At 42.9% G+C, this 16,282-nt stretch carries 11 protein-coding genes; all 11 read right to left on the bottom strand.

Annotated features, from left to right (window positions below; translation table 11 throughout):
* Positions 1 to 8: 8 nt before the first annotated feature.
* Positions 9 to 1,565: an ABC-F family ATP-binding cassette domain-containing protein gene (locus tag DW650_RS15610; RefSeq protein ID WP_117922203.1), complete on the bottom strand. Its 1,557-nt coding sequence runs from the start codon at positions 1,563 to 1,565 to the stop codon at positions 9 to 11.
* 61 nt (positions 1,566 to 1,626) lie between these two features.
* Complete coding sequence (locus DW650_RS15605; RefSeq protein WP_118210461.1) at positions 1,627 to 2,976, bottom strand: MATE family efflux transporter; 1,350 nt, start codon at positions 2,974 to 2,976, stop codon at positions 1,627 to 1,629.
* An 18-nt stretch (positions 2,977 to 2,994) separates the two neighbouring features.
* Positions 2,995 to 3,984, bottom strand: coding sequence for a peptidylprolyl isomerase (locus DW650_RS15600; protein WP_117922205.1), 990 nt, complete (start codon positions 3,982 to 3,984; stop codon positions 2,995 to 2,997).
* Between the two features lie 26 nt (positions 3,985 to 4,010).
* Positions 4,011 to 5,411: an NAD(P)/FAD-dependent oxidoreductase gene (locus tag DW650_RS15595; RefSeq protein ID WP_118210460.1), complete on the bottom strand. Its 1,401-nt coding sequence runs from the start codon at positions 5,409 to 5,411 to the stop codon at positions 4,011 to 4,013.
* A gap of 100 nt (positions 5,412 to 5,511) precedes the next feature.
* Positions 5,512 to 5,769, bottom strand: coding sequence for a glyoxalase (locus DW650_RS15590; RefSeq protein ID WP_118210459.1), 258 nt, complete (start codon positions 5,767 to 5,769; stop codon positions 5,512 to 5,514).
* A 42-nt stretch (positions 5,770 to 5,811) separates the two neighbouring features.
* Positions 5,812 to 6,438, bottom strand: coding sequence for a Maf family protein (locus DW650_RS15585; RefSeq protein WP_117922208.1), 627 nt, complete (start codon positions 6,436 to 6,438; stop codon positions 5,812 to 5,814).
* A gap of 67 nt (positions 6,439 to 6,505) precedes the next feature.
* Positions 6,506 to 10,174 (bottom strand): helicase-exonuclease AddAB subunit AddA, encoded by a 3,669-nt coding sequence (addA, locus tag DW650_RS15580; RefSeq protein ID WP_118210458.1) that lies wholly within the window; start codon positions 10,172 to 10,174, stop codon positions 6,506 to 6,508.
* Position 10,175: 1 nt separating this feature from the next.
* Positions 10,176 to 13,748 (bottom strand): PD-(D/E)XK nuclease family protein, encoded by a 3,573-nt coding sequence (locus tag DW650_RS15575; RefSeq protein WP_118210457.1) that lies wholly within the window; start codon positions 13,746 to 13,748, stop codon positions 10,176 to 10,178.
* Between the two features lie 570 nt (positions 13,749 to 14,318).
* A complete protein-coding gene (locus tag DW650_RS20150) occupies positions 14,319 to 14,606 on the bottom strand; it encodes a hypothetical protein (protein WP_243006913.1) in 288 nt (95 codons plus the stop codon).
* 213 nt (positions 14,607 to 14,819) lie between these two features.
* On the bottom strand, positions 14,820 to 14,882 hold the full coding sequence (locus tag DW650_RS20780; protein ID WP_442969844.1) for a hypothetical protein: 63 nt from the start codon (positions 14,880 to 14,882) through the stop codon (positions 14,820 to 14,822).
* 26 nt (positions 14,883 to 14,908) lie between these two features.
* Positions 14,909 to 15,910 (bottom strand): lysozyme inhibitor LprI family protein, encoded by a 1,002-nt coding sequence (locus DW650_RS15560; RefSeq protein WP_117922212.1) that lies wholly within the window; start codon positions 15,908 to 15,910, stop codon positions 14,909 to 14,911.
* Positions 15,911 to 16,282 lie beyond the last annotated feature (372 nt).

Raw genomic sequence — 16,282 nt, 5'->3', positions numbered from 1 at the left:
CTGAATTATTATAAAATCTTTGTCGTCCACTTCGAGCAGTCCCACACTGCATTTACCACATCCTGATAGAAATCAGGTTCATGACAAATCAAAAGTACTGCCCCGCGGTATTCGTTTAAAGCACGTTTTAATTCATCTTTTGCATCCACATCCAGATGGTTTGTCGGCTCGTCTAAAAGCAGGATATTAGTCGTGCGGTTCATCAGTTTGCACAAACGTACCTTTGCCTGCTCACCACCGCTTAGCACACGCACCTGACTTTCGATATGCTTTGTCGTCAGTCCGCATTTTGCCAGTGCTGCACGCACTTCATACTGTGAAAATGCCGGAAATTCCTCCCAGATCTCTTCGATACAGGTATTTTTATTTTCACCCTTGATCTCCTGCTCAAAATAGCCGATCTCTAAATTTTCACCCAGTGTAACTTCCCCGGAAAGTGCCGGAACAAGTCCTAAAATACTGCGCAGCAACGTAGTCTTTCCGATACCGTTTGCACCGACCAATGCGATTTTCTGACCACGTTCCATAGAGATATTAAGCGGCTTTGATAACGGCTCATCGTAACCGATAACAAGATCTTTTGTCTCAAAAATATATTTTCCCGGTGTCCGTCCGAGTTTAAAATCAAACTCAGGCTTCGGACGCTCTGCGGCAAGCTCAATCACGTCCATCTTATCCAGTTTTTTCTGGCGTGACATTGCCATATTTCTCGTAGCCACACGTGCTTTGTTGCGCGCCACAAAATCTTTTAATTCACTGATCTCCTGCTGCTGTTTGCGGTATGCAGCCTCAAGCTGTGATTTTTTAACTGCATAGACTTCCTGAAATTTATCGTAGTTTCCTACATAACGGTCAAGTCTCTGATTTTCCATATGATAAATAATATTTACTACATCATTCAAAAACGGAATATCATGTGAGATCAGGATAAATGCGTTTTCATATTCCTGCAGATAGCGCGTCAGCCACGCAATATGCTCTGCATCCAAATAGTTTGTCGGCTCATCTAAAAGAAGGATATCCGGTTTCTCTAAAAGCAGTTTCGCAAGCAGGACTTTCATACGCTGTCCACCACTTAAATCCGAGACATCATGGTCAAGACCTAATTCCAATAATCCAAGTGCCCTCGCAACTTCTTCCACTTTGCTGTCAATGACATAAAAATCATGCATCGTCAGCATATCCTGGATCACACCAAGTTCCTCCATCATCGCATCCATCTGATCCGGATTGGCACTGCCTAACTGATCGCAGATCTCATTCATACGTTCTTCCTGTTCGAACAGCCATGCAAATGCTGACTTTAAAACACTCTCGATCGTCATTCCCTTCTGCAGCGTGGAATTCTGATCCAGATAACCGGTGCGCACATTTTTTGCCCACTCAACCTTTCCCTCATCCGGCATCAGCTTTCCGGTAACAATATTCATAAATGTGGACTTTCCCTCGCCATTGGCTCCGACCAATCCGATATGTTCCCCCGCAAGCAGACGGAACGAAACATCCTCAAAAATGGCACGGTCTCCAAAGCCATGGGTCAGATGTTCAACATTTAATATACTCATATTTTTCTCCATTTCTATTGTTATAATAATGATGTCAAGGTTCAGAAAACGTCTTTACCACTTACTGTATGTTTACATTCAGCATCTCTTCTGTCTTATGGTATACATGACGGTATGCCGGGAACAAAAATGCATCTGCAAAAATCCATGCGACAGGGCTTGCAAAACATGCTGCCGGGAATCCGAACATCGGCACTAATGCAAATCCGACAAGTGTTCTTGCCACCATCTCGCATACACCTGCAAGGATCGCAAATTTACTGTATCCCATTCCCTGTATCAGGAAACGGACGATATTAACAAATGCGAGTGGAATATAAAATGCGCTGTTGATAAATAAAAACAGGTATACATTCTCAATGACTTCCACCTCAGCACGTTCCACGAAGAACAGCGCAAGATTCCTTCCGGTCAGTGCGAGCACGCCAAATGCAATGACCGCATACCCGATTCCAAGCATGGAACACGCCTTTAATCCCTTTGAGATACGATCCATTTTCTTTGCACCGACATTCTGTCCGCCATAAGTCGCCATCGTTGATCCCATTGCATCAAACGGACAGCAGAAAAACATACCGATCTTGCTTCCTGCAGTCATGGATGCAACCGCATTAGATCCGAGGGTATTTACCGCACTCTGTAAAATAACACTTCCGATTGCCGTAATCGAATACTGCAGTCCCATCGGCACGCCCATACCACAGAGTGTTTTCATATAAGAACTGTTCCATCTGCGTTCATCCGCATCCGGATGCAGTATCTCAAACTTCTTCCAGCTATAGATCATGCATCCGATTCCTGATACTGCCTGTGAGATCACTGTTGCAAGCGATGCACCTGCCACACCCAGATGAAGATTTATGATAAAAACAAGGTCCAGTACAATATTCATCACAGATGAGATCACCAAAAACACAACCGGCGTCTTACTGTCTCCCATGGAACGGATGATCGCTGAAATAAGGTTGTACAGATACGTTGCCGGTATTCCCGCAAAAATGATCACAATGTACAGGTATGCCCCATCGATAATGTTGTCCGGTGTACGCATCAACTCTAAGATAGGACGGCAGAATACTACCGTAACTATCGTCATAACAACTGCAAAAACTGCAGATAAATAAACAGCATTGACCATAAATGCACGTAATCCTTTGTAATCACCGGCACCAAATTTATGTGCCAGGGGAATCGCAAAACCATTGCAGACACCCATGCAGAATCCGATAATCAAAAAGTTTAATGATCCGGTAGAACCTACTGCTGCAAGCGCATCCACACCAAGAAATCTTCCGACGATCAGTGTATCTACCAGATTATAAAACTGCTGAAACAGATATCCAAACAAAAGTGGAATGGAGAAACCTAAAATCAGCTTCATCGGAGAACCATTCGTCATATCTTTTGTCATATTTCATCCTCTTTTCCCTTATATTTCCCCACAATGTTTTTCAAAAATCTCAAAGAAACTGTCTGTCTGTATACCATCTGTGGTATCTAATGTGAGCGCATCCCACATATCTTTATTGATACTGGAATCTAAACCTGCCACAAACTGGTTATAAACATCATCAAATGCCTCTTTTTCTCTTTTTTCCACGATATTCGACTTGTTTGCTTCTGTCAGTTCTTCGTTGTATTTATTCAGACATTTGATAAAGTAAAAACCTTTGTCTGTTGCAATCTTAGACGAAGTCTGACCGTTATCGAGATTAAATGCAACCTCTTCCACCTCTTTTGGAAGCTCATCCCGCGCAACCGTGGTCTGTATGGAAGACAGTTCATTATAATTATTTGCCACAGATGCAAAATCATCCCCACGCTCTAACTTTGCAGCTACATCATTTGCCTTTGTACTGTCCGCAACAAAGATCTGCATGATCTCGATCACACGCGCCTCGTCATCACTTACTTCCTCATTCACACTATTCGTCAGTGAATTGTAGAGTTTTTGGGCTAATGCGTAATGCTGGTAATATTCGCTGATATCACTCTCTGTCACATCAAGGTAAGTGCCTTCCTCCTGGGATAATGATGCATAATACTCTGCTGCAGCCTCTGATATTGCTGAAAGCTCATCCTCCGAAAGTGCAACTTCCCTTGACTGTGCAAGCAGATCCATACTGACCACCTGCGTAAGTTCTTCCATTGTAATCGCTTTTATATACTTTACGAGGGAATCATCCCCAAAATCATGTTTCCAGAGATCCACCCCATACGCTGTTCCGTAGATATTCTGGTAATTGGTCATATACACCCTTGCCTCTTTTAAACTGCAGACAGTTCCTTCGATCCTGAATACCTGACGGTCATTTAATATATTTGAAACCACAATATTTTTATTGCCAATGCGGCATCCGCTCAATAACAGTGACACACCGCACAGTACAGCCGCAACCCTTGTAAATTTTCTCTTCATCCTGTTTACCCGATTTTATGAAATTCTTACTGTTCCATTAATTTTAAGATACTTCTTGCAACGGAAATTCCGTTTGCGGATGCCTGCTGCAATCCTCTTGTCACAGATGCACCGTCGCCGATCGCACGCAGTCCTTTCACGCTTGTCTCAAAATCAGAGTTGACCACTACCTTATTGGAATAAAATTTCACTTCCACACCGTAAAGCAGTGTCTCATCACTTGCAATACCCGGGGTTACCTTATCAAGAGCCATTAACATTTCCTCAATATCGACCATGATACGATGTGGGAATACTAAAGAAAGATCGCCCGGTACCGCATCTTTTAAAGTTGGGATCAGGTTATTCCTGCAGAGACGTTCCTCTGTTGTTCTTCTTCCTCTCTTGAAATCGCCAAACGTCTGCACTAAGATTTTTCCATCACAGAGCATATTAGAAAGCTGTGCGATCTGTTTTCCATATTCAATCGGTGTCTTAAACGGTTTGGTAAAGTTTTTGGAAACGAGAATCGCAAAGTTGGTATTGTTTGTCTTTAAATCCTTGGACTTATATGCATGACCATTTACCACAGCAAGCCCGTTATCGTAATACTCTGTTGCAACCTCGCCGGATGGATTGGTACAGAATGTACGTACTTTATCATCAAATGTCGGGGTATGGTAAACCAGTTTTGCCTCATAGAGGTTCTGGTTTAAAAACTCCATGACCTCATCACGAACCTCAACACGCACACCAATATCTACCGTACCTACCTTTGTTTCAATACCATGCTGTTCGCAGATATGTGAAAACCAGTCTGCTCCTTCACGTCCAACCGCGGAAATAACCTCTGAAGCTGCATATTCTTCATCTTTTTCAGTAATGATTCCTTTGACCTTATTATCCTCAATGATAATATCCTTGACCATGGTATTAAATTCCATCTCAACACCCTGCTCTAACAGATGCTCCTGCAGTCTGGAATAAATCTTGTATCCCTCTTCTGTTCCAAGATGGCGGATCGGACATTCGATGAGTTTTAAGTTTGCGTTGATCGCTTTTCTGCGGATCTCACGGATCTCTTTTTCTTTGTCCACGCCGTAAACTTTTGTATCTGCACCGAATTTTAAATAAATATCATCGGATTCTTTTAATAATTCTACCGTTTTATCATAACCTAAAATTTCCGGCAGATTTCCGCCTACATCCGGAGAAAGTGACAGTTTACCGTCAGAAAATGCACCGGCACCGGCAAATCCGGTCGTTATGGAACAAGGCTTACAGCCAACGCAGACTTTCGTCTTACGCTTCGGACATTCTCTTCTTTCGATCGGTCTGCCTTTCTCGATCATTAAAATTTTAAGATCCTTTTCTGCATGGATCAGTTCATATGCGCAAAAGATACCGGATGGTCCGGCTCCTATGATAATTACATCGTATTGTTTCATTATTTTTCCTCTCTTACTTTCTTTCCGTTGTTGGTCTTCTGTACTCTTGCATTTAACACCACTGTTCACGTATACTGCGTGGTCAACAGTGATTTTTCCCTTACGCTTCCACGATCAGGTATCTGCCATCCGGAATTGAAAACACTTCCTCAGCCTCTGCTAAATCTTCATTGCTCATTCCTGCAATGTCAGCGCCCTCATCTTCAAAATAAGCACGGACTTCTTTGATATTTTTACAGACAACTGCCATGCAGTCCTCTAAAAACTCTTCTGCTTCTTCCGGCGTTTCTGCAACTTTTTCTTTCAAAAGCTGTAACTGATTTTCCAAAAAATACTGTACTACCACTTCATCGTACATAATGATCCTCCATTTTCATGTGTAAAATTTTTCACTGCCGGCTTACCATGTATATGGGTCAATTCCAAGCCGGTCAAGTTCTCTGTAGATTGCTGCGACCGGAAGTCCTACCACATTATTATAGTCGCCGTCGATTTTGTCAATATAAATTGCAAATTTTCCCTGGATTCCGTATGCTCCAGCCTTATCCGACGGCTCTCCTGTCGCAATATAACGCAAAATTTCACTTTTCTTTAACTCTCTGACAAAAACGTCAGTCTTTTCGTAAAAAATATGTTCCCCTGCCCTGCCTGACTGATCAATAAATACAAAAGCAACGCCGGTATATACCGAATGACTCTTTCCTGACAATAAAGAAAGCATGCGGTATGCATCTTCGTCATCTTTTGGTTTTCCTAAAATTTCACTGCCCGCGGCAACAATGGTATCTGCACCGATGACTAAAGTATCCTGCGGCGTCATTAAATTCTGGTGCTCATTACCATACGTTTTCAACATGGATGCAACTTCTCTTGCCTTTCCGGCTGCAAGTTCCATGACAACATCTTTCGGTTCTTTCTTTGTAATGATCTCTTCTCCCTTTGCCGGACAGATCTCGAAGTTAAGGCCGATCTGTTCTAAAAGTTCACGGCGTCTCGGTGACGCGGACGCTAAAATGATCTGTGACACGTTTTTTCTTCCTCGTCTTTCTATAAGTATCTTTTCTGCTTCCCTGACTTTATGCAGAATTTAATTTTCACACCGGGATCACTTTTCCAAGCCGGAAAGAATACAAAAGTCTTTCCTTTACTTTAAGTGGATTCCCCTGATCATCCGTTTCATTTTCATACACGCGGTTTAATGCTTCTCCATACAGTTTTAGCTGTGCCGCATAGCGTTCTGACAGTTCTTTTTCTGTATCTACACGGTCTGTTTTATAATCCAATAGGACAATACCATCTTTTTCGATCCAGAATACATCAATGATTCCCTGGATCAATGTCAGTTCTTCTGATACTTTTTCCAGAACTGTTGTATGTTCTGCAAAACCAAAAGCCTCTAACTGATCATCTGAAAATCCCATGACAAATGGTTTCTCACGATACAGTTTTCCACTTTTTTCCGCTTCACCCATCCGCTTTCCAACACCTGAATTTACAAAGTATTCCACCTGTGGAATACGGATAAGTTCTTTCATTTCCGGTGTGATCTGCTCATTCTCCAACATACCTGCAACCTGTTCTTTCGCAGACATGCCGGAAGAAAACTGATAACACTCCATAATGCGGTGCATTGCCGTACCGCGCAGTGCTCCAAGATTGACCTCCTCGCTTTCCTGCTCTATTTTTCTTGCAAATGCAGGCACATATGGCACAACCTCTTCTGATTTAAAAACAGGGACGGACTCTTCTTCTTTTTCAAATGCCTCCCGCATGGCGCGGTGCTTTAACTCTGACACGGAATATTTATTTTTCCTGAGTACATCATTTTCATATGCATAATGTCTGTGAAAACGCTCCGAAAACTGCTGCACCTTTTTTTCATCAGCCTGCGCAGCCTTTTCCATACAGGCAGACCGGTTCCAGTCATCTTTGATCTGCATTTTCAATTCTTCCTGCACCAGTTCTGCCGCCGCGATCAGGCGTATCTGATATTTATCCTTATAAGATGCAACTGCGGGTAAGATCCAGTCTAAATAACCTGCCGCACTCTCACGCCCCAGATAGGATAAAAGCTCCTCCGGAAACGCTTTTGCATAAGCGATTGTCTCTTCTGCTTTTTTGAGGCTTCCGGTTATGATCAGTTTTTCTTTCGCCCTTGTAAGTGCCACATAAAGAACACGCAGCTCCTCACCTAAGTTTTCCATATCAATCTGCTTTGCGATCGCACGCTTTGCGATCGTCACGGATTTTACACGTTTTTTTCCATCCATATAGTCTAAACCGATACCAAGTTCCGGGTGTAAGACCAGACGGCTTCTCGTATCCTGCCGGTTAAAATTTTTCCCCATTCCGGCAACAAATACGACCGGAAATTCGAGTCCTTTGCTTTTATGGATACTCATAATGCGCACCACGTTTTCATTTTCTCCGATCAGATCCGCCTCACCGAAATCCACATCATATTTCTGCAGTTCATCAATATAGCGCACAAAATGAAACAGCCCCTTGTAACTGGTATTTTCATAAGCGATCGCCTTTTCCACAAGCATCAGAAGATTGGCACGGCGCCTGTCTCCGGCAGGCATGGCAGTGGCATAATCCCCATACCCTGTCTCTTTTAGCAGCAATTCAATTAATTCATGAATCGGTGTATCCGGCACAAGCCGGCGCAGTTTTTCGTAAGTAGTATAAAACCGGTACAGCTTTTCCTCCGAAGCATCCCGGTTCTGCCCCGGCTGCTCCTCTTCTTCCTGTTTTAAACGCTCACATTCTTCCAAAACACATTCATAAAACCGTACTTCATTGTCTTTCAAACGCAGTTTTGCAAGTTCTTCATCCGAAAGTCCCCCGATCGGTGAACGAAGCACTGCCGTAAGTGGAATATCCTGTCTCGGATTATCTAAAATACGCAGCATGGAAAGTACTGTCTGCACCTCCACAGTGCTGAAATATCCTGTTGAGGAAACCGTATGCGCCGGAATACCCGCATCATTTAACACAGCCGCAAAACGGTCTGCATACCCGCTTAAGCTGCGCAGCAGAATGACCATATCCGAATACTGCACCGGGCGCAGTTCTCCGGTCGCTTTATCGGTCACAAGCTGCGTTTCCATAAGCTCTTTGATCCGCTTTGCGATCATCCTTGCTTCTAACAGCTTCTTATCATCTGCTGCCGAATCCTCTAACAGTTCATCATCCCCGTCTGCCAGTAAGATCTCTGGCGTAAACATATCCGGTTCTTCTTTATAAGAAGCTCCCGGATAAAGAGCTGCATCCGCATCATATTCCACATTTCCAAGATCACGCTTCATGATACGGTAAAAAATATCATTGGAAAATTCAAGTACCTCGTTTCTGCTCCGGAAATTTTTATGCAGGTCAATGCGCTGCATCTTTGCATCCGAAAGACTGTAAGTATCATATTTTCCCATAAAAAGTTCCGGTCTTGCCAGACGGAAACGATAGATACTCTGCTTGACATCCCCGACCATAAAAAGGTTGTACTCGCCACGTTCTTCCCTAGAAATTGCCCGCAGGATCGTCTCCTGCACCTCATTGCTGTCCTGATACTCGTCAATCATGATCTCTTTGAAATTATCCCGGAACTCCTCCGCGGTCTTTTTGATCTTTCCGGTCTCTTCATCCACAAATATGTTTAGCGCAAAATGCTCTAAATCATGGAAATCCACCAGATTTTTACGTCGTTTTTCCGCTGTAAATGCCTCATCAAATTCCAATGTCAGACGGACTAATTCAGCCGCCATCGGTGCTGTTTTTTTCATCTGCTCCGCCATGATCTCCGGTGATGTAAAGAAATACTGGCGGTTTATTTTTTTGACCGCATCTTTTCCCATATCACGAAGTTTTTTGACAAGTTCTAATTTTTCTTCATTCCCTTCAAATCCACGGGAAGATGCTAACCTGTCATAAGATAAATTGCAGTAGTTCTGATAAAATGCTGCAAAACTCTCACTCTCTGCAATCTCCTGATATTTTTTCAGGTCACTCTCTAATGCTTTCGCATACATATCAGGTCCGTCATCATCCTGTGTCAGTTCATAACCACGCTTTGCAAGTGCGACAAGATCATTTGTTACCAGTTTTAAATTCTGAAGAAAAGACTGCATAAAGGATGCACTTTCCAAAGATGCCGCATCCTCTGTATCATACCCTTCTGCCGCCGCAAGGAGCCATTTTTTCGGCCACGGATAGCTTCTCGAAAACTCATAAAGCTGTAAGATCATGCCGGAGAGTGCCGCATCATTTCTACCGGACGCATATCCATCCACAAATGCTAAAAATTCCGGTGTGCTCTCCTCATAATTTTTCAATAAAACTTTTGCGAGTACATCCTCTTTTAACAGCTTTAACTCACCTTCATCCCCGATCCTGAAATTCGGTTCAAGATCGATCTCATGAAAATGATTGCGGATCACATACAGACAAAAGCTGTCAATCGTGGTGATCTGGGCATTGTGCAAAAGAGAAAGCTGACGCTGCAGATGCTCATCATCCGGCTGATCTTTTAAGGCATTTTCCAGTGCATTTCCGATTCGCTCGCGCATCTCCGCAGCTGCCGCATTGGTAAATGTCACGATCAAAAGGCGGTCAATATCTACCGGACGCTCTTTGTCTGTAATGATCTTTATGATCCTTTCCACAAGCACTGCTGTCTTGCCTGAGCCTGCTGCCGCGGAAACTAATATATTTCTGTCTCTCAGTTCAATGACCTTTTTCTGGTCATCCGTCCATGTCATTCCCATGTTAATCTTCTACCTCTTCCCGGATATGTGCAAGGATCTCCTCACTGCTGTCAAACTTTTCAAACTGCTGATAGGAAAATCCCGGCATCCGCACATCAAATCCACAGATCGTGTGGTATGGACAATAATCACATCCGCTTCTGTCACCTAACAGATATGGCTTTACTGACACATTTCCTGCAAAGATTTCTTTTCCTACATGCTCGATCTTCTTGCGCACATAATCAGACATCAGTCCAAATTCATAGGCGCTCGCCGTCTTAGAAGCTGCCTTTAAGGAACCATCTGCCTTTAATGCCACCGGGATCACTGACGATGTGCCTGTAAAATCCGTATCCATCGCGCCGTAAATTTCCGGGTCTTCATTGACCAGACCGCCTACTTTCAACTGTTCTAAGATACTCCGCCTGATCTCCTCTTCAGACTCCCCTCCATCTGAATCCACCATTGGATCTGTAATGTGATAGTAAAAAATTCCAGCCGGTTCTGTGTCTTTCCCCTTATATATTTTCTTAGTGAGCTCTAATGCCACGTTCATATAGACGACGAGCTGTAGCTGCAGTCCATAATAAAAATTCAACAGTGAAAAACTTGTATTGCCGGATTTATAATCAATGATCTTTACATAAACTTTGTCATCCGTCTCATAAGTATCAATACGGTCGATCCTGCCGCGCAGACGCATTTTCTCATCCTCACCTAATTGAAACTGCACCGCATCTAACCGTTCGGCGCGTGAAAATGATACTTCAAACCCGCTCGGCACAAATTTCCCTTTCCGTACCTGTAACATCAATGCCCATATCGTCCGTTTTGCCGTCGTCTCCATCCGTTTTAACAGATAGCTGTTTCTTGCATCCTCAAACACATCCCCGATCCCGCTTCCTGCGATCGCATCTTCCATACTCTGGGAAAGCAGGGCATCCTGTGCTTCTTGTGGAATATCAAACCACGTATATTCGGACATCTCGATCCCTTTTGCAAAACGCTCTAACACATCATGATAAATATTTCCCATGTCCACGCTTGCAAACTGCTGCAGTTCACGTTCTCTTAATCTAAGACCATAGCTTAGATAATGTGCAAATGCACAGGCTGCAAACTGCTCAAGTCTTGTCACGCTGTTATCTAACGTATTTCCATACAGAGCCTTCGTGACAGCCTTGCTGATCGCATCATCCTGATGCACACCAAACGCTGCATCAAAAAGCTGCAATGCCTTCTCCCTGTCTCCCTCATCCGATAAATACCACGCCAGAAGTGCCGTCCATGCTTCTTCATCTTCCACCGGCTTGTTTAATCCTTCCATCAGAAACGGCAGGGCACTCTCTGCAGTCAGAACGCCCTCTAACGTCTCCTCCTCGGATGGTTCTTCCACCACAAGCTGAGGGAATAATTTTAAGAGTGTTCCGATCAGATAAGAACGGCGCAGTGCTTTTCCATCCGAATTAACACGGCAGAATGTCACATAAAGCCGTTCGGACGGTTTTGTCATGTTTAAGTACAGGTAAAACTTCTGGATAAATACTTTTTCCCTTGCCCCCGGTGCCAGTTCCAGATGATATTCTGCCATCTTCTCACGCTCAAACTGTGAGATAATACCACCCTGATTTCCTGCTTTCGGAACAACTCCGTCATTGACACCGACAAAAAATAAAATCTTTATATGATTTAATCTTGTCCGCTCAATGTCTCCGACCGTTACAGTATCATTTCCCGGCGGGATAATACCAACCTTTGCCGCCTCAAATCCGGCATCTAAGATATCACTGTATTCCCGGATCGTCATCGTCTCATCGCCCAGCAGGGATGTCACTTTATCAAGCAGATCCATCACGATCTTATAGATCTGGTCGTATTCTTTTGCCCTCGCCTGATTCCCATTTTTCTCAAAAAACTCTCCGCGTTCTTTTAGGAGCTGCTCCATGTCAAGACGCCGGATCAGGCTGTATAATTCAAATGTCTGTGTACTGACGGTGTTTTCCTTTCCCCGAAAATCCATAAGAAGCGGTTTAAAGTTCTCATAAACCGCCTCGCGGATCTCATTTAACCGCTCCATATCTTCTAATGTTCCATCCGGCATCACAAATGTCCATGGCTTGCTCCAGCGGGATGCCCCACGGATTCCGCGCGCAAGCACATAGTTTTCCAGACGGTCGATCTCCTGTTCCGTAAGTCTGTGAATTGTCTGCTCTTTACATTGTGCAGACTTTTCACCGGTTTCTCCATCCAATTCCAGTTCCATGGTTGACAGTTTCCCCTGTGGTATTATTTTTTCAGCAAGACCGCATCTTAAAAACCGGAAAACGCTTTCATACGAAAAATCATATTCGATCATCTCTAAAATTGCACGGATGCACTCAATAAACGGATGAAACAGGATATTTTTTGTCTGATCGATAAAGTATGGAATATGGTACTGTTCAAAGATTTCCGGCACATAATTGCCATATTGCTGCACATCTCCTGTGACCACCGCAATATCACGGTAACGGTACCCCTGCTCCCTTGTCAGGCGCACGATCTCGCAGGCGGCAAATTTTAATTCTTCCCTTGGATTCTTCAGGGATGTGATACGGATATCCGGTGTCTCTTCCAACTGGCTGTCTGTTAATTTTTCATGGTTTTCATTGCTTCTCATTGCTTTTTCCGACACTTTATATCTGTAACTTCCTGCTCCCGGACGGAATAGATTCTGCTCCATGAAATAAAGATCCGGTGCACCGGCATAACGTCTCTTTTCTCCAGTTGGAAGCACGATCGGCTCCTCGACCGGAACTTTACATAATTCTGCCACTTTAAGCAGGGATGCCACCGTTTTTTTACTCATGGCAAAAAGTTCATGCACACCTCTGCACTGATAAAAATCTTCCCTGACATCCATTGTGACAGAGACACTGACCTTCTTTGCCAGTACGAACAGTTTTTCCATCAGACGGTTCTGGATCGGCGTAAAACCCGTAAACTCGTCTAATACGATCACACTGCCGCAAAGCAGCTTAGACTCTTCTGCCACATCATAGAGAAGCTCTAACACTTCCTCTGCTGTGATATATCTGCCTTTCAAATACTCCGTAAATCCCTGATACATGGTAAGGACATCCTGCATTTTTAAGCGCAGTCCCTCTCCAAGCGGCTCTTTTTCCAGAAATTCTGCTAACGCATCCGGGCGTATATTATACTGCATCAGTTCTGAGATCAGGGATTTTACCTCACCGACATATCCCATCTTATTCATATTTGCACCAAGCACGTTAAGTTCTGCTTTTTTCTGTTCTGCTACCTTGCGCAGGACGAGATTTTTGCCAGTCTCTTCCAGCACGACCACATTTTGTTTTCCAAGGTCGTCAAATACGCGGTATGCCAGTCTCGCAAAGCTGAGCACATCCACGTTCATGATTGCATGCTGTTTTTGCCTCTCGACCAGTTCCCGCTGTGTCTGCATGGTAAACTGCTCCGGCACAATGATTAAAAACTGCTGCTCTTTATTTTCTTTCGCCTGTTTCAGCACGGAATCATACAGAAAATCCGATTTTCCGCTGCCCGAATTGCCAAATATAAATTGTAGGGACATCTGTTTTCTCCTGAAAATTCAATCTTAAAATATTGTATCACACATTATTTCTTTTGAAAAATGTTATCCTGCGGGTTGGAGTCAAATAGTGCATTTAAACTTCTTGATTGACAAATTGCACAAAGCCGTGCCTGTTTTGTTCCGTTGTCCGAAAAGCAGTCTCGACTTTGTGCAATTTGTCAGCCGTTATGTTGTGAATACACTATTCGACTCAAACATCGTAAGGATTCGGGTGTCAAAAGGTGGTTTTCAAATTTTTCACACCCGAATCCTGTAATAAAAGAAATGCCGTCAAAAACATCAGCAATTACCACAGGCATTCCGATATCTGCGACCAGATAATATACCATAAACGGCACCAGTATGTCATTGAGACCATTCCCGCAATCATTGCCCTCTTTTTCTTCTCTCTTTCCATTTCCTGCCCCTTTCTGCTCTGTCATTCTATTTTGAATGTTAGTCTATTCTAACTCTTTTGTCAATTCAGGAAATTTCCACTGTCATATCATGTATCAGAGAGAATTTGCACCTGCCAGGTTAATTGCCCTTTGCCGGACGCACAACTGAAAGTTATGAAGCAGTCCAATGATATGCAATTCTTGGTGTTCCATTTTTAACATATATAATACCGCATTTCATAAAACCATTCTTTTCCATCAGCTTTTGCATGATTTGATTATCCGCATGGGTATCTGCCCTGATATTTTGAGAAATATTTTTACAATAATTTAAAACACACTGAAACAAACCATGCACCTGACCATCCCCAGCAAGTCTGTGAATAGTAAGATAAGGCTCTTCATTCAGCCAATTCCCATTCTCAATATGCTTATAAGCAGGTTCTGCACCTTTAAACAATGCAAATACCCCATGTCTCCCATCTTTGTCATATATTACCCTGCATACATTCTGACAAATATCAGATTTTATTAGCTCTGCATCCGGATAAAAATGCCCTCATTGTGCAGGATTTCCGGACTTTATCATATAATCCTGTGCATATTTATAAATTTTCATAATCTGTTCAAAATCTGCCATATCAGCATTTTTCACATTCAGCATATATTTTATTCACCTCCGCAACCGCCGATTTACGAGTTTCATGATTCTTTGTCTGTTATATCGCTGAATCATTACAAACAACATATCAAACAATGCTGTCAAAATGCAAACGGAAAATTGACCTCCTCTCCTGCAGAAAAAACAGCCTCTCCTGATGTCTCTGTAACCTTAAAACTTGCGCCATCCCATCCGTTGATTTTGATGGTTCCTTTTACACTTCCGTCATCTGATGTGAAAGCCAGCTCCCCGTTTCCATTGTCAACAAATGTTCCTTTTGTTTCTCCCTCTCTGTAAATGGAGATAAGCGCTTCATCCTCTCCTTCCAGCCCCTGTCTGGTGATCAGGGAACTGTATACGCTGCCAGTCCCCTGATTGTCCACAAACAGACCGTACTTTGCTGATTTTTCCGGCATAACAAAGGATTCCCCCTTTATCTTTGCCAGCTCATTTGCAATAACATAAGCCCTGTTCTTCGTGATCTCCTCCAGATAAGAATTCTGAAGAAGCGGATACATACTGCCGTTTTCTTCGTAAGATCCAATGTGAAGCAAGGTCACTTCTTCCTTCATAGCGATCCAGTTTCTCTGTTCTGCAAGGATCTTCTCCTTTGTCTGCGGATCTGCCAGATCACTGAATCTGCTCCAAAGGTTATTTAATTCCGTATCCCATATGTCGAAAAACCATCTGGATGACAGATTCATTTCTGTCTGTGTCTGGGCTGCCTGCGCCAGCGGCGTATATTTCTTTACGATGTTCTCAATATTCTCCAATTCGTCCTGCAGTGATGCGGAACCTGATACCACATTGTCAACATCCGCTTTGATGTCCTCCGAATAGTCATAAGTAAAATCCGTTTCTTCATTTAATACGACGTCATTGTATTCTGTACTTTCTGTATTTTCTGTGCTTTCTGTGTCTTCTGTGCTTTCTGTGTCTTCTGTGCTTTCTGTGTCTTCTGTGTTTTCAAAACTGACCGAATCTTCCACCTGGGAAGATTCGCTTTCTATTCCTGTATTATTATTTTTTACTCCTTCTTTGCCACATCCGGCACAAAGTCCGGTCATTAATATTAATATCATGCTGTAAATTCTTTTTTTCATGTGTTTATACTCTCTACTTTCTGATTCATTGGGTGTTCTTTCCAGTTTTCTCTATCAGCAATTATAAATGAACATGAGAAAAAATACCAGCGGCCCCGTGAAACTTTGCATAAATAAAAAAGCAATACCTGAATTTAAAATAAACTCAAATACTGCTCATGAAACATCTAATATTGTATCTTTTTAGCCGAGGTATAACATTTCTCTCTATATTTAACCAAACTTGAAGTTACACTGCCATTTCCCATAATAATGATGAAACAAAAGGTTGAAACAAGAACATAATAACTACGACAGAACTGCATATTACATAAAAGTCATTCATTTTTGAATTTAGCAATACTCTTTTTTTTAACTACCTGTTATCCAGCG

It is taken from the genome of Roseburia sp. AM23-20, from assembly GCF_003470905.1.
Taxonomy (GTDB): Bacteria; Bacillota; Clostridia; order Lachnospirales; family Lachnospiraceae; genus Roseburia; species Roseburia rectibacter.
This window is presented reverse-complemented; position numbering and strand designations above follow the sequence as displayed.